Genomic DNA, 19,188 nt, shown 5'->3' with positions numbered 1-19,188 from the left:
GCCTGGCAAGCCGAAACCCAGCTGGAAGCAATGGCACGTGCTGCTGGTGGTCCTGGCGATTGCGCTGCTGGTCAGCCTGATCATCGTCATTGCGCCCTGGTGACGTTCGCACTGCACGCTCAGATTCCGTGAAGGCCGGTGGTGCTGGCCATGAAGAAGTCAGCACGTGTTCTGCAGGGTGATGCGCGAATCAATTCGTACTCACCCGACAGGCACATTCAAACCTCCACAGTGGTGTCGAAGGCAACGCACTCGCGGTGCCATTCCCCGCAGAATTCCGAGCAAACAGGAGCGACGCCATGAGCACCCAGTCCACCATCGAACATCGCCTCAACGACCTGATCGAGATCGCCCGTGATGGCAAGTCGTTCTATGAAGAGGCAGCAACCAAGGTAAAGGACGCCGAGCTGTCGGCGCTGTTCACCCGCATTGCCGGCGTCAAGGGCCGCATCGTGGCGGCGCTGAGCGGCTCGGTGGCCGCCAGCGGCGGCAAGCCGGCCGAGCACGGCACTGTGGTTGGTTCCATGCAGCAGTTTTACGGCAAGGTCCGTGCAGCCTTCGGTGACACCAACTATGGCTACGTGGCTGAACTTGAAGAATCCGAAGACCGCCTGCTGGGCGCATTCAAGGATGTGCTGAAGGACAACGAGCTGCCGCCCGCCGTGCGGCAGGAAGTGACCCAGCTGCTGCCGGAAGTGCAGGAGTGCCACAACGTGATGCGTGCGCGCAAGCATGCGATGAAGGCGGCCTGACGGTTCAAGGCGACCTTCTTTCCGGGCCGCCACGGCCGGGGCAATAGGCTGCCCTGGCCGTCTTCTGCGCACGTTGTGGACACACACGTAAAAAAGGGGCGGCCGCGAGGCCGCCCCAATCCGTCAAGCGCATGCTGCTTTGGAATCAGAAACGTACTGACCAGCGTGCATTCGCGCCATGGTCACGACTCTCGCTGCCGAACTGGCCGCTGTAGCCCAGCTCCAGCTGCTGTCGCGGGGTCAGCCAGGCCGACAGGCCCAGTTCGGCCACCACCGCGTTGTCGGCAATCGGTGCGCCGTTGACCGCGAATGTGGTGCTGCCGTTGGCGAAGGCAAGGTTGGCGACCTGGCTGCGATCCCCCGAGGCACGGCGATAGCCGACGCCACCGCGCAGGTGCAGCCAGCTGTCCTGCTGGAACGAAGCCTTCAGCCCCTTGTCGAAGCGCACGCCGGCGGTGGCGATCGTGGTTCCGGTGTCGTCCGCCTTGCCGTGTAGCGCCGCTGCTCCACCGCGTTCGTTGATGCGCTTGAGGTCCACTTCCACGCGCGCCACCTGCAGGTACGGCTCCAGCCCCGCTTCCGGGCCACCGAAGCGGTAACCGGCTTCGATGAAGGCCTGGCGGGTACGCGCGTCGTAGCGCGCGCTCAGGCTGTCACTGAAACCAGCGAAGGCAACGTCACGCGTACTCTTCACCTCGTGCTTGCTCCACGCCACACCACCGCGCAGGCCGAAGCCGCCCCAGTTGTGGCTGGCATAGGCACCGAAGTGCGTGTTGTCGATCTTCGACTTGGCGCGGCGGTCCTGCTGCTTGACGTCGGTGCGACCGGTGCCGGCCAGCACGCCAAGCTGCCAGCCGGAGAACTCGCGGTCGATGCCGACCAGCAGGCCGTTGCTGTTGGCTTCGGTACGGGCAGTGTTGAAATCACCGTCCAGCTTGCTGTTGCCACCGATGGCCTGCACCCAAGCACCCGTCGCATCACCCGCGTCGGTGCCGGGGGCCGCAGCGCCGGCACGGCGTGACAACGCGGCATCGCGCACGTAGCGGCTGCCCTCGACCAGGGCGATGGCCGTGGCCGGATGCAGCTCGCCGCTGAGACCGTCGAGCACGCCACCCACCTGCTGCGGGAACAGCTGGGTCAGCGGCTTGGGCAGGCCCTGGGCGATCGGCAGCAGGTCGGCCGCCGCCGCCACTGCACGCTGGTTGGGGGTGTTGGCAGCTGTGGTCAGCGAGGCACCGCGGGCGACATCGATACGCGTGCCATTGGCCCCGTAGGCCAGGCTGAACTGCAGGAAGGGCGAGAACGCGCTGAAGTCGGTTTTGGCGAACTGGCCGCTGATGCCACCGTCGGCACGCAGGAAGTTGAACTGTTCGCCGAGGTAGTACACGCCCGGTTCCGGCAGCGCGACCAGGGTGCCGCCGAGGGTGGCGGTGCCGGTCACATGCAGCTGGTCACTACGGCCACCCGGTGCCAGCTCCGCCGCATAGACGCCGGTAGCGCCCTGCACGTAGTTGCCGTTGATGGTCAGCGTGCCGATCGAGTTGCCCGGCGCGATGATGCCGTCCACGCTGGTGTTGCCGAGCGTGCCGACGCCCTTCAGCAGGCCATTGGCGCCGACAGTGGTGGTGCCACCGGTCTGCGTGCCGTTGAAGGACACCACGCCGCCGTTGACCACCAGGTTGCTGTTGTTCAGTACGCCGCTGGCGCTGACCGTGCTGACGCCACCGGAGGTGGTCAAGGCGGTGGAGACCAGGCTGCCGTTGAGCAGGAACTGGCCGCCCTGGACCTCGACCGCCGAAGTGAGCGAATTCGCGCCGTTCAACTCCAGCATGCCGTCCTGCACCACGGCGCCGTTGAAGCTGTTGTTGCCGCTCAGACGCAGCCAGCCGATGCCGGATTTGGTCAGCTTGCCGGGGCCGCCGATGTCGTTGGTCCAGTTGTCCCAGGCGTCGCCTTCCCAGACCTTCAGGCCGCCGGCCTTCTGGTTCATCACCACGTTGGTATCCACGCGCAGCGAGCCATAGCCTTCGATGGCCTTGCGGAGGTCGACCATGCCCCAGCCGTAGATCGCGTCGATACCCGGCGCGCCGAGATCGCGTGCGGTGGTCAGCAGCACGTCGCGGACCTGGGCGTTGTCCAGATACGGGAAGCGCTCCATCAGCAGGCCAAGAGCGCCCGTGATGTGCGGCGCGGCCATCGACGTGCCGGTCTTGGTGCCGTAGACGTAGTTGGTGTTCTCGCTGTCGATGATCAGCCGCACGTAGGCGGAGGTGTTCTCGATGCGGCCCTGGATATCGCCCGAGACGATGGTGCTGACGATGTCGGTGCCGGGGGCCGAGATGCACCAGTTGGCGGCAACGCCACAGATGCTGGAACTGCCATCGATCACGTAGTCGGTTTCACCTGCGGCGGCATTGGGTCGGCGGACATTGGCGACCGCCAGCCAGTACGGTTCCAGTTCGGGCTTCCAGCGCGGCATCGAGGCGGTGATGCCGGCAACCGCACCGCTGCCGTTGCCGGCCGACCACACCTGGATGAGGGCGGAGCCCGGGGTATCGCCGTTGCTGGCGTAGATGCTGCCGTACACGCCGTAGTCGGCACCGATGCTGGCGTACTGCTGGTCCAGCGCGGCGGCGGTCATGTTGCGGGTGGAAATGCCCCAGCTGTGGTTGATGGCGCGTACACCCTGCGCCTGGATCTGCGCATACATGTCCAGCGTAGCGGCATCATCCGGATCGGTGCGGTACACCGCGCGCGGGCGATAGAAATTGTCGGGATCCAGGCGCCACTCGTAGTAGGTGTCACCGAACACGCGGGCGGCGGTGAGGTCCGATCCAAAGGCTACGCCATGCATGCCGGTGCCATTGCGGTTTGCGCCGATGGTGCCAAGCACATGTGTTCCGTGGTCGGCGTAGCTGAAGCCATAGGGCTGGCCTGCGGCGATCAGGCGTGCCGCCAGTGAGGCCGGAACGCCGGCGCCGAGCCCGTAGTAGTTGTAGCCGGGCTGTTCGCCGCGGGTCTGCCCGCAGGCGCCGGTACCTGCGACGACACCCGGTGTTGCGCAGTCGGCACCGATGGTGATGCTGGAGGCATTGCGTCCTGCAAACTCCGGATGCGCCAGCGCGGAGCCCGAGTCGAACAGCGCCAGGCGTACGCCCTTGCCGGTCAGGCCGCGTGCATAGGCGTAGTCGGCGCCCATCGCACCCAGGCCCCAATCGGCGTTGAATTCATCGCTGCGCCAGCTGGCCGGATCGCCCGGGTTGCCGAGGACGGCGGTGCTGCCGGCGGCAGGTGCAGTAGCCGTGGCTGCGGGTGGCGTGCTGGCAGCGGGCTGCGCCCATGCAGCCTGCAACTGGCGCTGCTGCTGCCAGGCATCAAGTGATTCGCCGGCCATGGCGGGCAGCGCGGTGGCCAGCAGCAGCGAACTGGCGACGGCAAGCGCCAGCGGGCGGTGCGACAGGGAGCGGGACGAACGGCCGTACAGCGGGTGATTCATCAGACAACTTCCTTGGTTGACGGACAACAAGGCCGTTAACGCCAAGGCGTGCTGATATCCCCCAGTAATGTGAAGAGAATTTTATGAACGCGTTAATTATGTGTGACGCACACGTTCACCTGATCTCCCCTTGGCCCCTTTACCGTGGCCGGGCCTGGACTCACCAGGCTTATCAAGGAGCGATGTCGATGCGTACTTTCAGGAAAGTGATCGCCGGTGCCGTGTTCGCGTTGGCCTGCAGCGGCTCGGTGGCCGTGGCCGGACCGGTTCAGCCCTGCGATCTGCCCTGCTGGAAGGCCTACCAGGCCTGTGTATCCGGTGGTGGTGATGCCATGGAATGCCAGTACGAATACGATCGATGCATCATGGAGCGCTGCGGCGCGGTGTAAGCCCTGCCATGATCGGCTGATGACGGGCCCCGTCCGTGACGGGGCTCTTCTGTTTGTGCGCAGGGTCGGGCAGTCTCGACACATTCTTCCTGGTGGAGTGGAACATGGCCGTCAAGCGTGTCGTCGCCAACATCGCCACCCCCGACCCCGCACGTGCCGCTACCTTCTACGGCGAACTGCTCGGCATGCCGGTGGTGATGGACCATGGCTGGATCGTCACCCATGGCGGGCAGGGCACCGCGCTGGCGCAGGTCAGCTTCGCCAGCGAAGGGGGTTCCGGCACACCGGTGCCGGACCTTTCGATCGAAGTGGACAACCTGCAGGAAGTGCTGGAGCGCATGCGCGCGGCCGGCATTGCGCTGGAATATGGCCCGGCCGACGAGCCCTGGGGCGTGCGGCGCTTCTTCGTCCGCGACCCGTTCGGTCGGTTGTTGAACATCCTCGCCCACGCCTGAGCGACGGCGAGGGATTCAGCGGCGCGTGCCGCCACGCTTCGGGGCCGGCGACACGCCGACCAGGCGCAGGCAATCGGCCACCACCGCCACGATGAAGGTCTCGGCGTCCGGTGCCGCCGCAGCGGCAACACGTGACCACGCCAGTGCCTAGCTGATTCGGCGTTGGCGTGAGCCTGGGCAGTGGCCGCGCAGGCGCACACGTTCAACCTGCAGCCGTCGACCCTGCTGCCAGGCGCGCAGACACTGGCTGGGTACCGCGGCGCCATGGCCAGCGGTTTCGGCTGGGCGATGGCCGTCGCCGGCGTGCTGGCCCTCCTGGCGGCGCTGGGTGTACCGGCAGCGCAAGCGCGCTTGAGTGGGCTGCGGTCAGCCCTGCTGGCGTTGCGGTCTCTCTTCCGTCGTTGGCGTGGCTTCGGCCGCGTGCTGTTGTTGCTGCTGCCGTGCATTGGCGTGGCGCGCGTGCCCGCCTTCGCGGCCGATCGCCGCCATGTGCTGGCGATTGCGGCTGATCGCCTCGCCGCCCTTGCGTCCCGCCACGCGTGCTTCGGCCGGGCTGAACTCATGTGCATTGCCGGACGCGTGCGCGGCGCGTCCCCCCTTTGCGGCGATTGCGCGCTGCTTGTCCTGGTCCATCGAAGCGAAGCCGCGATGAGAGGTGCCGTGATGCTGGTCAGCCATGTGAAGGCTCCCGGTGCATGGAGAGGAAGCTCATCCTTGCGTGTGCGCGGCTAAGGGAGTGTCCGCGCCGACGGCGTGGTCTTCACGCCACACCGCACTGCCTTTCACGGCGCAGCCACGCTGCTGCGCAGACTTGACAGGGATGGGCCGGCATCCCGGATGGCACCCAGATAAGGAAAAACATCGTCAAGCAATTCTGATGACGCGGACTGCTGGGCCGCACAGTGCCGCACGCGTGAGCTGCGCGTGGCCAATGACAGCTGGACCTTCCTGAGCGAGAACGAGATGGCTGCAGAGCAGCAGCGCTTCAGCGCCGGCGGGCGTCCTGCAGGCGCTGTGCGAAGGGCCGTTGTTCGAGCGCCGCTAATGCTTCGCGCAGCACCTGCTCCAGCGACTGACCCAGATCGGCATCGAGGCTGCGTGCCGCCACTGCGGTGGCCTGCCATTGCGCCTGCAGCACAGGCATCGCGCGCTGCGCGCGTGGGCTCAACTGCAGGATGCGTTCGCGCCCGTCGTCACCGTTGGCAGCATGCAGCCAGCCATCTCGCACCATCGCCGCCACGGTCTGGCTGAGCGCCGAATGGCTGAGCCCGCAGGCCAGTGCCAGGTCCTTGATCCGGCACGGCCCCTGCGCCATCAGCGTGCGCAGCACCGGCGTGTAGCGCGGCCGGTAGTCCAGTTGCAGGTCGCGGTAGGCCTGCTCGACGGCCGGGTCCAGCTGGTCGAGCAGGGCGCGCAGCAGGGTACCCAGCGTGGCGTGTTGGAGATCCATGACCGGGATGATATATAAGCACTTACATAACTTCAATGCGGGGTGGATGATGGCGGTCTCCTGGATGCTCGGCGCGTTGCTGGCGGCGGCCTGCCCCGTGCAGGACGGGGTCCTGCAGGCGGCGGCCAGCGCCGTGCAGGCGCAGTACCTGGACGAGGCGGAGGGCGCCCGCATCGCCGCCACCCTGCGCAGCTGGTCGGCGCAGCAGCGCTATGCGGACAGCTGCTCGGATGCTGCTGCGTTCAGCGCACGCCTGAACCAGGACCTGGACGTGTTCGATGGCCACTTCCACGTTGAACGCGTGGACGCGGCGGCCGGCCAGGACGACTGGTTGATGGCCTGGCGCGCCGATGCCCGCAGCAATGGCGCCGGCGTGCGCGAGGTAAGGGTGCTGGAGGGCAACGTTGGCTACCTGCGGCTGAGTACCTTCTATCCGCTGGATCTGGCGAGGCCGAAGCTTGCTGCGGCCTTCACGTTGTTGGCCGACACCGATGGCCTGGTGCTGGACCTGCGCCAGAACGGCGGCGGCGACGACGCAAGTGCCGATCTGCTGGTACGGACACTGCTGGACGCGAAGATCGGCGCGGTGCAGCAGCTGGACCAGCGTGGCCGGCGCACGCCGGTACCGCTGCCGCCGGCGAGCCTGCCCGCCTACCTGAAACCGCTGGTGGTGCTGATCGACCGCCGCACCGGTTCGGCCGCCGAGTTCGTCGCCTACTCGCTGCAGGCCCTGGGGCGCGCGCGCATTGTCGGCACACGCAGTGGCGGCGCAGCGCACATGTTTGGTGATCCTGTGCTGCTGCCCGATGGCTATCAGATCAGCATTCCCGACCGGCAACCGATCAACCTGCGCACCGGCGGCAACTGGGAACGTACCGGCGTGCGGCCTGACGTGGCCGGCGGCGACGATCCGCTGTTCATCGCGCGGCAACTGCTGGCGCCTGCGAAGTCGTCAAGATGAACGCACGATTGCATGGCTGTCCTATCGCAGATGCGCGATTGCATGCCTAGAATCGAAGCATCCCGGTAGTTCCCGGGCGCTTCGAGTGAATGGACTCAATGAAGATTCTGTTGACCGGTAGTTCCGGGCGCATCGGGCGCGCGATCTTCGGTGCGCTGGCGGCCGCCCACGAAGTGGTGGGGCTGGATCGCAGTCCGTTCGCCACCACGCGCATCATTGCCGATGTCACCGACCGCCAGGCGGTCACGCGTGCGGTGCAGGGCGTCGACGCGGTCATCCATACCGCGGCCCTGCACGCCCCGCATGTCGGGCTGGTGCCGGATGCGGTGTTCCAGCAGATCAACGTGGATGCCACGGCGCACCTGCTGCAGGCGGCACGCGATGCCGGCGCACGGCGCTTCGTGCTGACCAGCACCACGGCGCTGTACGGCCATGCCGTGGTGGCCGGTGGCTGCCGTTGGATAGACGAAGACACCGAGCCACTGCCGCGCACGATCTACCACCGCACCAAGCTGCAGGCCGAGACCCTGGCTGAAGCTGCCGCCACGCCGGGCTTCAGCGTTCGCGTGCTGCGCATGGGCCGGTGTTTTCCGGAACCGCCCGAACGGATGGCGATGTTCCGCCTGCACCGCGGCATCGATGCCCGCGATGTGGCCAGCGCACATGCTGCACTGCTGCTCGACGAAGGCGCCCGATTCGCCCGCTACCTCGCCTGCGCACCGACGCCGTTCCGGCGCGAGGACTGCCTGGAACTGGCCACTCACCCGCGCAGCGTGCTGGCCCGTCGCGCGCCGCAGCTGCTGGCCGAGTTCGAACGCCGTGGTTGGCCGCTGCCATTGAGCATCGACCGTGTCTACGACAGTGCCCGCCTGCGCAGCGAGCTGGGCTGGCAACCCTGCTTCGGGCCGGACGACGTGCTGCAGCAGTACGCTGTCGGCAGCATCGAGGTACTGCCGCGCGCGCAGTGGATCAAGGACCGCGTGGCCGAGTGAGGGCGTCGCGACGGGCGGGTAGCTGAGTCGACCCTGAGCAGATTCAGGAATGTGCAGGCCGGTCGCCTCAACCTCGTTGGCGGGCGGCCGCTAACCCGGTGCGCTCCCAGCGCCGGGACCACCCCGGCGGCCGGTGGCCTGCGCGACGGATCGCGCGCCTGCACGGTGCCTTCGTGGTGCCGGTCGTCCTGAACTGCCTTGCGGACCCTCCCATGCCTTCTTCCCGTTCCGCCGCTGCCCGCCGCCCGGGCAGCATCGCCCACAAGCTGATGCTGGGCACCGCCGCGATCGCGCTGCTGTGCTTCGGCCTGACCGCGTTCCTGATCTACCGACAGGCCAGCGCCAGCCTGATCAGCGCCTCGCGCCAGACCATGACCAGCGAGGCCACCGCCGAAGCGCGCCAGGTTGCGGCCGATCTCGTCAAGGCCTTCGCCAGCAACGATGCCATGGTCGAAAGCGTATTGGCCCAGCGCGCGCGTGGTGATGTCCCCGATCGCGCCAGCCTGGCCGCCGTGCTGGGTGAGCAGCTCCGCGCCCATCCGGAATGGCTGGGAAAGAGCACCATGTGGGAGGCCGATGCCTTCGACGGCAGGGATGCCGAGTTCGTCAACACCGAAGCGCACGATGCCACTGGCCGCTACATGAGCTACTGGGCCTGGCATGACGGCAAGCCACAGCAGTCGGTGATGACCGACTACACCGAGACTGCCAGCGGTTCCGGTGACTGGTACATGGCGCCCAGCCGCGACAGGCTGCCCAAGGTCAGCGAGCCCTATGCCTACGACATCGCCGGGCAGCAGGTGCTGATGAGTACGTTGAGCACGCCGATCATCGAGAACGACAAGTTCCTCGGTGTATTCACCGTCGACTTCTCGCTGGCGGCACTGCAGAAGCACCTGGCCACACTGAAGCCGATGGGGGCCGGCCGCGTCGAACTGCTGTCGCCGAAGGGCGTGGTGCTGGCCTCGGCCAATGCCACCGAGATCGGCAAACCGCGCAGCGATGCGCTGACCCGCAGCATGCTGGCCGAGATCGCCGCCGACCGCCCGTTCGAGGCCTTCAGCCCGGATGCAGCCGGCAACGTGCGCGTGTATGTGCCGCTGCGCGTGGGCGATGCCCCGCAGCGCTTCGCGCTGGGCGTGGTGATGCCGCATGCGGTGATCGTGGCCGAAGCGCGCCAGCTGTTGTGGCTGACCCTGCTGGTCGGCGTGATCGCCGCGCTGACCCTCAGCGCCGGCGTCTATGTACTGCTGCGCCGCCTGGCGATTCGCCCGCTCGCCGAAGCGGTCCGAGTGGCCGGCGACGTCGCCGCCGGCAAGCTGGACAGCATGCTGCCGGCGCGCAGCAACGACGAAGTAGGGCGCCTGCTGGATGCAATGCAGGGCATGCGCGGCCAGCTGCAGGCGGTGATGGCCGCGCAGGCCGAAATGGCGCGCCGCCACGATGCCGGTGAACTCAGCTACCGCATGGATGCCGCGGCGTTCCCGGGCGAGTACGGCCGCATGGTGGCCGACAGCAACCAGCTGGTGGCCTCCAGCAACGCGGTCACCCAGCGCCTGGTGGAAGTGATGCAGCGTTATGCCGTGGGCGATCTCAGCGTGGACATGGAAGCACTGCCGGGCGAGAAGGCGGTGTTCACCACCGCGATGGCGACCACCAAGCGCAACCTGGCTGCGATCAACGAGCAGATCCAGCAGCTGGCTGCCGCTGCCGCCGCCGGTGATTTCGCCATGCGCGGCGATGCACTGCGCTTCGATCACGACTTCCGCCGCATGGTGGAGACCCTGAACACGATGATGCAGGTCAGCGACCACAACCTGGCGGCGCTGTCGACGCTGCTGCGCGCGATCGCCGCAGGTGACCTTACTGCCCGCATGCAGGGCGACTTCCACGGGGTCTTTGCGGTGATGCGCGACGATGCCAACAGCACCGTGCAGCAGCTGACCCGGATCGTCGGCCAGATCCAGCAGTCGGCGGCCAGCATCCGCCTGGCCGCTGGCGAGATCGCTGCCGGCAACAGCGATCTGTCGCGGCGCACCGAACAGCAGGCTGCCAACCTGGAAGAAACCGCCGCGTCGATGGAAGAGCTGACGTCCACCGTGCGCCAGAATGCTGACCATGCGCTGCAGGCCAACACGCTGGCTGGTTCCGCGGCGAGCGTGGCCAGCGAAGGCGGCCAGGTGGTCAGCCAGGTAGTGCACACCATGGAACAGATCGAGGCCTCGTCGCAGCGCATCGCCGAGATCATCTCGGTGATCGATGGCATCGCGTTCCAGACCAACATCCTGGCGCTGAACGCGGCAGTGGAAGCGGCGCGCGCCGGTGAGCAGGGCCGCGGCTTTGCCGTGGTCGCCAGCGAAGTGCGTGCGTTGGCACAGCGCTCGGCGGGCGCTGCGAAGGAAATCAAGGAGCTGATCGACGCCTCGGTGGCACAGGTCGGTGCCGGTGCACAGCTGGTGCACGGCGCGGGCCGCACCATGCAGGAGATCGTCGGCCAGGTCGGCCGGGTCAACGAGATCATGGCCGAGATCTCGGCGGCGTCGCGCGAGCAGTCGGCCGGCATCGAGCAGGTCAACCAGACCGTGGTGCAGATGGACGAAACCACCCAGCAGAACGCCGCGCTGGTGGAGGAAGCCAGTGCCGCCGCGCGGGCGATGGAGGAACAGGCCGAGCAGCTGGCGGTGGCGGTGTCGCGCTTCCGCCTGCAGGCCGAGCCGGTAGCCGTGGCACGCCGCGCGGCCTGAAACCAGGCACGCGCACATGAAGACGCCCGGCCAAGGCCGGGCGTCGTCGTCTCTGCTCATCGGTGCGCCGGACCGGGTCCGGTAACCGCAGCGGCTTAGAACATTCCTTCGAACGGGTTCCAGCTGGCCTTGCCCTTCACCTGTTCCAGGTAGTAGCTGTAGTTGGTGCTGGAGGCAACCAGGAAGTTCATGGCGATGAAGATGGCACGGGCCACAACGTCCGGCAGGAACAGGGTGACGATGCCCAGCGCGATGTTGATGCCGAGCACGACCAGCGCCTTGCGCCACATGCCCAGGATGAGCAGGTAGATGAAGCCGAAGAAGAAGGCGAAGAAATTGATGTTGACCTTCAGGCGGTCGCCGAAGGACAACGCCTTCCAGGCCTGCTTGAAACCCGGCTCCTTGGGCGCGCCGTGCTGCTGGAAGAAGTTGAAGCGGAACTGCCACTTCGGGCTGAAGCGGGAGAGGTCGACTGCGTTCATTGACGATCACGTCCTTGTAGGAAAACGTTTACATGATACGGGGCGAACGGTTCAGGAAACCAGCCTCTGGCGTCAAAAATGTGACCCGCAGGCCAGAGTGGCGCTGCGGCCGGGTGCCGCACCGTCACCCGCCCGCCTTGTTTTTAGGATAGGGTGCGCAGTTCCGCTGCCGCTCCGGTTGGACCCGTGCGGCGGCGGGATGTCCATGGAGGTTGCATGACCACACCTGCTACACCGGAAAACGCACCGGGACCGGTGCTCCTGCCGACACCTGAAGTGGTGCAGGCACAACAACTGCTCGCACGCCAGCAACTGGCGGTGGCGATGGACCGTGCACGCACGGCTGCCACGCGGGACGCGGCACCGGCCGCGCTGGAAAGCGAGTAACCCGCAACACCGTTGATCGCGCTGGCCTGCCGCCAGCGCGATCACGGCGCGCGCCGTTGGTCAGAACCGCGCGGTCATGCTGAGGAAGTAGCTGCGCCCGGCCACGAAGTAGTCGGTGGAGCCTTCGGCATACAGCTTCTTGTCGGCCAGGTTGCTGACGCCGCCGCGCAGGGTCAGTACCTCGTTGACGTTCCATGCCGCAGTCAGGTCATACAGCGTGTAGGCCTTGAGGAAGGTCGTGGCGGTGCCGGTCTGCTTGCCGGTGTACTGCGCCGACAGGCTGCTGGAGAACACCGTGTTCGGCGTCCAGTCCAGCGACGAATAGCCGGAGAATTCCGGGGTGTCGATCAGGTTGCGGCCAGTGGTCAGGTTCTTGGCTTCCTTCATCCAGGTCGCCGAGGTGCGCCAGCGCCACTGCTCGCCGAAGCGGACATTGAAGTTGCCTTCCATGCCGCTGGTGCGTGCGCGCTGTACGTTGCTCATGCGCGTCCACCAGATGCCATTGAACCGGCCCAGCGGCGCGTATTCGATCTTGTTCCGGAAGTCGGTATGGAAATAGGTCACGCCGGCATCGATCAGGTCATTGTCGAAGCTGATGCCGATCTCGCGGTTGGTGCTGGTTTCCGGATCCAGGTCCGGGTTGCCGGCCATGTAGCAGCCGCCGCGGGTATAGCCCAGCGGGATCAGCGAGGTGCAGCCACGGCCGCCGGACTGGGTGGCAGCGGTGGCCGAATTCTCGGTCAGGCTGGGCGCCCGGAAGCCCTTGGAGACGCCACCGCGGATCGTCCACTGTTCGGCCGGATGCCAGACCAGGTACGCACGCGGGCTGACGTGGCCGCCGAACTGCTCGTGATGGTCCAGGCGTGCGCCCACGGTCAGGGCCAGGGTGCGGTGCAGCTTCAGTTCGTCTTCGACGAACAGCGCCCAGGTATCCACTTCCAGATTGGAGCCGCTGACGGCGTTGCCGGCGTAGTCGATCGGCGCGCGGCCGATGGTGTCGGTGTTGGTCAGCTCCTGGCGCTTCCACTGCCCACCCACGGCGAACTGGTGTTCAACGCCCAGGGTGAACGGCGTGGTCAGGCTGCCTTCGATGATCGTGTCGGTGGCCTCTGAGCGGCCGGTGGCACCGATGTCGTTCTTGTATTCGGTCCAGTACGCGCTGAGCTTGGAGGTGCCGAAGCCCCACTTGCCATCGTGGTTGAGCGCCAGTGAACTGCGCTTGAGCTCACTGGCCCCCCAGGCGCCTTCGTCCTGCTTTTCCAGCGATGCATCGATGAAGGCCTGCTGCACGCCGTGCCCGGCTTCCAGCGACAGTTCCTGTGCGTCGCTCAGCTTCCACTGCAGCAGCGCATCGACATTGCGGTCCTTCTCGCCGGCATAGGCATTGCCGTAGACACCGTTGTTGGACTTGTCCGAATCGCGGCGCATGCTGTTGGCACCGATGCGCAGGCCGAAGCGTTCGCCCAGCGGGCCGGAGAAGGTCGCACCGATCTGCTGGGTATCGCCGCGCTTGCCATCACCGGGACGGGTGTAGCTGTGGGTGGCGCTGCCGTTCCATTCGTCGCCGATGCGCCGGGTGATGATGTTGATCACGCCGCCCATCGCGTCAGAGCCGTAGAGCGACGACATCGGGCCGCGCACCACCTCGATGCGTTCGATCTGGTCGGGCGAGATCCAGTTCAGGTCCTGGCGGCCGAGGTCGGGGCGATAGTTGGTCGCGGCCGAGCTGCCCATGCGCTTGCCGTCCACCAGCACCAGCGTGTAGTTGGACGGCATGCCGCGCAGCTTGATCTTGGACTGTTCGCCGACCGCGCTGAGGCCGCCGGTCACACCCGGCACGCGGCTGAGCAGGGTGGCCAGATTGGGCACCGGCTGGCGCTCGATGTCCTCACGGCTGATCACGCTGATGCTGGCCGGGGCATCCTTGATCCATTGCTGGCTGCCCGAGGCCGTGACCACCACGGTATCCAGGTCCTTGGTGGAGGCATCGGCGCTGGCCTCTGCAGCGGCCAGGCCGGGCAGGGCCAGCAGGCAGGCGGCGGCCACGGCGTGGGCCAGGAGGGTGCGCGGCAGGCGCGCGGAACGGTAAGGGGACGACAGGGACATGACGGCTTCCATGGGAGGTGGGGTGACCCTGTGGAAGCAGCAGGCGCAGGCAGGCAGCAGGCAGCCACCCCTTCCATGGGTCGTCGGGCGCGCGGCGTGGGCCGGCGCAGCTGGGTGGGTCGCGGCCGTTCGGAAGACGGTGACCTGCCTGGTTAATGAAATGATAACCGTTCGCGTTTGTTACGATCCAGTGCCGGGGGCGATGTAGTGACATCTCGCCATTCCCCGGCGCGATCGCCTGCTTTTTGCTGAATGGGGAGAATTCCCGGCGTAGACCTTCGCGCGCGGCTTACATTCAGCGCCCTAGACTGGGCCGCATTTTCGATTCCGCCCCGTTGGAGATCGTGTGGGTTCCGGTAGTGACAGACATCGACTGTGCGGCCTGAGGCCGACACAGCCAGGACAAGTGCGGGCGCCGGGAAAGCGCGCCGGGAACCATGGTGCATGCAGCCCGGCCGGGATGGCCGGCCGTGCCGACGGCGCGGAGTAGGCGACGATGGGGGTGCAGACCATCCATGCGGAAGCAGAAACGCCCCGGCTCGATGCCGGCCGGGCGCTGCTGCCCGCTGAATCTCCCTTGCAGATGCCCGAACAGACCCTGCGCGAAGGCGCGCTGAAGGTCCGGCGGCATCGCACGTCGCCGCGCCTGATCGGCCTGCGCCGGCTGTACATCTTCGGTGGCACGCTCGGCATGACCGCCGTGGCCACGCGGATGATGTGGCGGGTGCTGTCGGCCAATGGCATCAGCGTGCTCGAAGCCTGCCTGCTGGTACTGTTCGTCGGCCTGTTTGCCTGGATCGCGCTGTCTTTCGCCAGCGCCCTGGCCGGCTTCCTGACCGCGGTGTTTGACCGTGGCTACCGCCTCGGCATCGACCCGGACAAGCCGCTGCCGACCGTGCACAGCCGCACCGCGCTGCTGATGCCGACCTACAACGAAGACCCGCGCCGCCTGTTGGCCGGCTTGCAGGCCATCTACGAATCAGTGGCCGCCACCGGCCAGCTGGAGCGCTTCGACTTCTTCGTGCTCAGCGACACGCGCCGCGAGGACATCGCGCGCGCGGAGGAACAGGTGTTCGCCGAGCTGCGCGAGCGTGTGCCGGACGGCCGGGTGCGCCTGTTCTACCGTCGCCGTGGTGACAACAGCGGTCGCAAGGCCGGCAACATCGCCGACTGGGTCCGCCGCTTCGGCGGTGCCTACCCGCAGATGCTGATCCTCGACGCCGACAGCCTGATGACCGGCGACAGCATCGTGCGCCTGGTGGCCGGCATGGAGCACAACGCCGACGTCGGCCTGATCCAGACCCTGCCGTCGGTGATCGGCGGCCGCACCCTGTTCGCGCGCATGCAGCAGTTTGGCGGCCGCGTGTATGGGCCGGTGATTGCCCGTGGCGTGGCCTGGTGGCACGGCGCCGAGAGCAACTACTGGGGCCACAACGCCATCATCCGCACCCGCGCCTTCGCCGACCACGCCGGCCTGCCGGCGCTGCCGGGGCGCAAGCCATTCGGCGGCCACGTGCTCAGCCATGACTTCGTCGAAGCGGCGTTGATGCGGCGTGGCGGCTGGGCCGCGCACATGGTGCCCTACCTCGGTGGCAGCTATGAAGAGGGCCCGCCGACGCTGACCGACCTGCTGGTGCGCGACCGTCGCTGGTGCCAGGGCAACCTGCAGCACGGCAAGGTGGTCGGCAGCCGCGGGCTGCACTGGATCAGCCGTACGCACATGCTGATCGGTATCGGCCACTATTTCACCGCCCCGATGTGGGCAATGCTCATGCTGATCGGCATCGCCATCCCGCTGTTCCAGGAGGGCATCGATTTCAACGCGCTGCTGCACCTGTCGCCCAGCGTCTACTGGCGCGCACAGGACGAAGAGCAGGTGGTGCGTCTGTTCGCCGCCACCATGGCGGTGCTGCTGCTGCCCAAGGTGCTTGGCTATCTGGCGATGCTGCTGGACCCGGTCGACCGCCGTGGCTGCGGCGGTGCGATCCGTGCCTTCGTGTCGATGCTGGTGGAAACCGTGCTGGCCGCACTGATGGCACCGGTGGTGATGTACGTGCAGTCGCGGGGCGTGGCGGAAGTGTTGTCCGGCCGCGATTCCGGCTGGGATGCGCAGCAGCGTGACGACGGCGGCATCTCGTGGCTGGCGCTGATCCGCGGCTACGGTGGCCTGGGGGTGTTTGGCGCCTTCATGGGCGTGCTGGCCTGGGCAGTGTCGCCGTCGCTGGCCGCGTGGATGGCGCCGGTGGTGATCGGCATGGTGCTCGCGGTTCCGGTGGTGGCGTTGACGTCCTCGCGTGGCCCCGGTGCCTTCCTGCACCGTCTTGGCCTGCTCGATATCCCCGAGGAGAACATCCCGCCGCCGGTGCTGGTACGCGCCGCGCAGCTGCGCCGGGAAGCGGCCGCGCAACCGCCGCTGTACTGATTGCCCCGCGCCAGCGGCATAATGCGGCTCGAACTTGAAGGAGCCGCATCATGCTGCAAACGGTGGAACAGGAAACCGGCGCCTCGCCGCAGTGGTCGGTGATCTGGCTGCACGGCCTCGGCGCCGATGGCCATGATTTCGCGCCGATCGTGCCGGAGCTGGTGCGGCCGCATTGGCCGGCGCTGCGCTTCGTGTTCCCGCACGCACCGGTGCGGCCGATCACGATCAACAACGGCGTGCCGATGCGCGGCTGGTACGACATCGTCGGCATGGACTTCCGTTCGCGCGCGGACATGGCCGGCGTGCAGGAATCGGTGGTGCAGCTGGACGCGCTGATCGCGCGTGAGATCGAGCGCGGCATTCCGGCGGAGAAGATCTTCCTGGCCGGTTTCTCGCAGGGGGGCGCGATCATCCTGACCGCCGCGCTGTCGCGCACCGCGCCGCTGGCCGGCCTGATCGCCCTGTCCACCTACCTGCCCGAAGCTGAAAGCGCCACGCGTGTTGACGGCGCCGTGCAGGTGCCGGTGTTCATGGCCCATGGCAGCAGCGACCCGGTGATTCCGCAGGCGGTGGCGGTACACAGCGCGCAGGCGCTGCAGGCGCTGGGCCTGGAGGTGGAATGGCACAGCTACCCGATGGCCCATCAGGTCTGTGCCGAAGAGATCCAGGCACTGGGTGACTGGCTGCAGGAACGCCTGGGCGTGGGCTGAGCCATGTCCCCGGCCAGCACACCGCCATGGATGCCGGAACTGTGCCGCCTGCCGCGGCTGGCGGCGATGCTCGGCCTGGCCGAGCTGGTGGTGGTGGTGCTGGCCCTGGCCCCGGATGGCAGCCGCCACTGGACCTTTGGCGAACTGCTGTCAGCCAGTGGCTTCGCCTTGTGGCTGGCGTTGGCGGTGACCGCCTCCCTGTGCCTGCTGCGGCAGGCGCTGTCCAGGCTGCCGCCGGTGCTGGGGGCGGTCGCTGCCATCGCACTGGCGGCCCTGATCGCGGTGGTCTGTGCCGGCATCGTGCACGCCTTGTACGCGGTGCTGGGTGACAGCTTCGCCAGCGGCATCAGCTTCTGGCGCTTCACCCTTGGGAGTGCAGCTACCACGGCGCTGATCACCGCGCTGGCGCTGCGCTACTTCTATGTCAGCGACCGCTGGGCCGCGCAGGTGCAGGCCAATGCACGCGCCCAGGCCGACGCGCTGCAGGCGCGGATCCGCCCGCATTTCCTGTTCAACAGCATGAACCTGATCGCCAGCCTGCTGCATCGCGATCCTGCGGTGGCCGAACGTGCGGTGCTGGATCTGTCCGATCTGTTCCGTGCTGCGCTCGGTGCAGGCGAGGGCGATTCCACCCTGCGCGACGAATGCGAACTGGCCGAGCGCTACCTGTCGATCGAATCGCTGCGCCTGGGCGAACGCCTGCAGGTGCGCTGGCAGCGCGACGAGCCGCTGCCGTGGGACCTGCCATTGCCAAGGCTGGTACTGCAGCCGCTGGTGGAAAATGCCGTGCTGCACGGCATCTCGCGCCTGCCCGACGGCGGCATTATCGAGCTGCACCTGCTGCGCCAGGGCAACGAGCTGCAGATCCGCGTGCGCAATCCCGCGCCTGATCCGCAGGCGCCCGGGCTGGCCCTGGCGCGGGGGGCTGGCCATGCCCAGCACAGCATCGGCCATCGGCTGGCCTGGCGCTTCGGCAGCGCCGCGCGGATGACGGCTGGCTGGAGCGAAGGCTACTATGCCTGCCAGGTGACAGTGCCGATCCAGTGAGGGAACGATCGTGAGGGTAGTCATCGCCGATGACGAACCACTGGCGCGCGAGCGCCTGCGCAGCCTGTTGGCGGCACAGGACGGCGTGGACGTGGTGGCCGAGGCCGGCAACGGCGAGCAGGCCCTGCACGCATGCGCGGAGCTGCAGCCCGACCTGGTCCTGCTGGACATCGCAATGCCCGGGCTGGACGGCCTGGAAGCAGCCCGCCACCTGGCCAGCTTCGAACCGCGGCCGGCGGTGGTGTTCTGCACTGCCTACGACGCGCATGCACTGTCGGCATTCGAGGCCGCAGCGATCGATTACCTGATGAAACCGGTGCGCGCCGAACGCCTGGCCGCGGCGATTGCACGTGCCCGCACGTTCCTGGCTGGCCGCGATGGCCAGCCGCAGGCGCACAGCGGGCAGCAGGCCCGCAGCGTGCTATGCGCACGCCTGCGCGGCAGCCTGCGGCTGATTCCGCTGGACGACATCCACTACCTGCAGGCCGAAGAGAAGTACGTAGTGGTGCACCACGCGCGCGGCGAAGACCTGATCGAGGAATCGCTGAAGTCGCTGGAAGAAGAGTTCGCCAGCCGTTTCATCCGCATCCATCGCAACTGCCTGGTGGCGCGCCATGAGCTGGTGGAACTGCGCCGCGGTTCCGGCGGGCAGGTGCAGGCGGTGCTGCGGCATGGCAGGCAGCCGCTGGAAGTCAGCCGCCGCTGCGTGGCGACGCTGAAGCAGGAACTGCGGCATCTGTGAGTGTTCCGCGCGGCCTGCGGCCGCGACTGCTTATGGATCAACATCAACTGCAA

16 protein-coding genes are annotated in these 19,188 nt (G+C 67.3%); 11 read left to right on the top strand and 5 right to left on the bottom strand.

The features are described from left to right. The first annotated feature begins 299 nt into the window (after positions 1 to 299). A complete protein-coding gene (locus CCR98_RS18395) occupies positions 300 to 752 on the top strand; it encodes a PA2169 family four-helix-bundle protein (RefSeq protein ID WP_005419568.1) in 453 nt (150 codons plus the stop codon). Positions 753 to 897: 145 nt separating this feature from the next. On the opposite strand, the gene CCR98_RS18390 is transcribed toward CCR98_RS18395, so the two are convergent. Further along, complete coding sequence (locus CCR98_RS18390) at positions 898 to 4,248, bottom strand: autotransporter serine protease (RefSeq protein ID WP_087923723.1); 3,351 nt, start codon at positions 4,246 to 4,248, stop codon at positions 898 to 900. A gap of 188 nt (positions 4,249 to 4,436) precedes the next feature. Here CCR98_RS18390 and CCR98_RS18385 point away from each other — a divergent pair, with 188 nt between their 5' ends. Continuing rightward, a complete protein-coding gene (locus tag CCR98_RS18385) occupies positions 4,437 to 4,637 on the top strand; it encodes a hypothetical protein (protein ID WP_087923722.1) in 201 nt (66 codons plus the stop codon). A gap of 104 nt (positions 4,638 to 4,741) precedes the next feature. After that, the gene (locus CCR98_RS18380; RefSeq protein ID WP_087923721.1) at positions 4,742 to 5,092 is read left to right on the top strand and encodes a VOC family protein; all 351 of its coding nucleotides are present in this window, start codon (positions 4,742 to 4,744) and stop codon (positions 5,090 to 5,092) included. 366 nt (positions 5,093 to 5,458) lie between these two features. Here CCR98_RS18380 and CCR98_RS18370 read toward each other — a convergent pair whose 3' ends face one another. After that, positions 5,459 to 5,770, bottom strand: coding sequence for a KGG domain-containing protein (locus CCR98_RS18370; RefSeq protein WP_087923720.1), 312 nt, complete (start codon positions 5,768 to 5,770; stop codon positions 5,459 to 5,461). A gap of 307 nt (positions 5,771 to 6,077) precedes the next feature. Next, positions 6,078 to 6,542, bottom strand: a complete 465-nt coding sequence (locus CCR98_RS18365; protein ID WP_087923719.1) for a MarR family transcriptional regulator — start codon at positions 6,540 to 6,542, stop codon at positions 6,078 to 6,080. A 49-nt stretch (positions 6,543 to 6,591) separates the two neighbouring features. Between CCR98_RS18365 and CCR98_RS18360 the strand changes: the two genes are divergently transcribed. The 3 genes from CCR98_RS18360 (at position 6,592) to CCR98_RS21410 (ending at position 11,239) form a co-directional block, all read left to right on the top strand. Then, a complete protein-coding gene (locus CCR98_RS18360) occupies positions 6,592 to 7,503 on the top strand; it encodes a S41 family peptidase (protein ID WP_087924234.1) in 912 nt (303 codons plus the stop codon). Positions 7,504 to 7,601: 98 nt separating this feature from the next. Beyond that, on the top strand, positions 7,602 to 8,495 hold the full coding sequence (locus CCR98_RS18355; protein ID WP_087923718.1) for an NAD(P)-dependent oxidoreductase: 894 nt from the start codon (positions 7,602 to 7,604) through the stop codon (positions 8,493 to 8,495). A 212-nt stretch (positions 8,496 to 8,707) separates the two neighbouring features. Then, positions 8,708 to 11,239: a methyl-accepting chemotaxis protein gene (locus CCR98_RS21410; RefSeq protein WP_087923717.1), complete on the top strand. Its 2,532-nt coding sequence runs from the start codon at positions 8,708 to 8,710 to the stop codon at positions 11,237 to 11,239. Positions 11,240 to 11,334: 95 nt separating this feature from the next. On the opposite strand, the gene CCR98_RS18345 is transcribed toward CCR98_RS21410, so the two are convergent. Next, positions 11,335 to 11,721, bottom strand: coding sequence for a DUF2628 domain-containing protein (locus CCR98_RS18345; protein WP_087923716.1), 387 nt, complete (start codon positions 11,719 to 11,721; stop codon positions 11,335 to 11,337). Between the two features lie 216 nt (positions 11,722 to 11,937). Here CCR98_RS18345 and CCR98_RS21215 point away from each other — a divergent pair, with 216 nt between their 5' ends. Then, a complete protein-coding gene (locus CCR98_RS21215) occupies positions 11,938 to 12,108 on the top strand; it encodes a hypothetical protein (protein WP_005419553.1) in 171 nt (56 codons plus the stop codon). A 60-nt stretch (positions 12,109 to 12,168) separates the two neighbouring features. Here the strand turns inward: CCR98_RS21215 and CCR98_RS18340 are convergent, their stop codons facing one another. After that, the gene (locus CCR98_RS18340; RefSeq protein WP_087923715.1) at positions 12,169 to 14,214 is read right to left on the bottom strand and encodes a TonB-dependent receptor; all 2,046 of its coding nucleotides are present in this window, start codon (positions 14,212 to 14,214) and stop codon (positions 12,169 to 12,171) included. 496 nt (positions 14,215 to 14,710) lie between these two features. Here CCR98_RS18340 and mdoH point away from each other — a divergent pair, with 496 nt between their 5' ends. The 4 genes from mdoH to CCR98_RS18315 are packed head-to-tail and all read left to right on the top strand — an operon-like array spanning position 14,711 to position 19,135. After that, positions 14,711 to 16,636, top strand: coding sequence for a glucans biosynthesis glucosyltransferase MdoH (mdoH, locus tag CCR98_RS18330; RefSeq protein WP_087923713.1), 1,926 nt, complete (start codon positions 14,711 to 14,713; stop codon positions 16,634 to 16,636). 50 nt (positions 16,637 to 16,686) lie between these two features. Further along, positions 16,687 to 17,346, top strand: a complete 660-nt coding sequence (locus CCR98_RS18325) for an alpha/beta hydrolase (protein ID WP_087923712.1) — start codon at positions 16,687 to 16,689, stop codon at positions 17,344 to 17,346. 3 nt (positions 17,347 to 17,349) lie between these two features. Next, positions 17,350 to 18,393: a sensor histidine kinase gene (locus CCR98_RS18320; protein ID WP_198361031.1), complete on the top strand. Its 1,044-nt coding sequence runs from the start codon at positions 17,350 to 17,352 to the stop codon at positions 18,391 to 18,393. Between the two features lie 10 nt (positions 18,394 to 18,403). After that, a complete protein-coding gene (locus CCR98_RS18315) occupies positions 18,404 to 19,135 on the top strand; it encodes a LytTR family DNA-binding domain-containing protein (protein WP_014648511.1) in 732 nt (243 codons plus the stop codon). Positions 19,136 to 19,188 lie beyond the last annotated feature (53 nt).

Source organism: Stenotrophomonas sp. WZN-1 (genome assembly GCF_002192255.1).
In the GTDB taxonomy this organism is placed as follows: Bacteria; Pseudomonadota; Gammaproteobacteria; order Xanthomonadales; family Xanthomonadaceae; genus Stenotrophomonas.
This window is presented reverse-complemented; position numbering and strand designations above follow the sequence as displayed.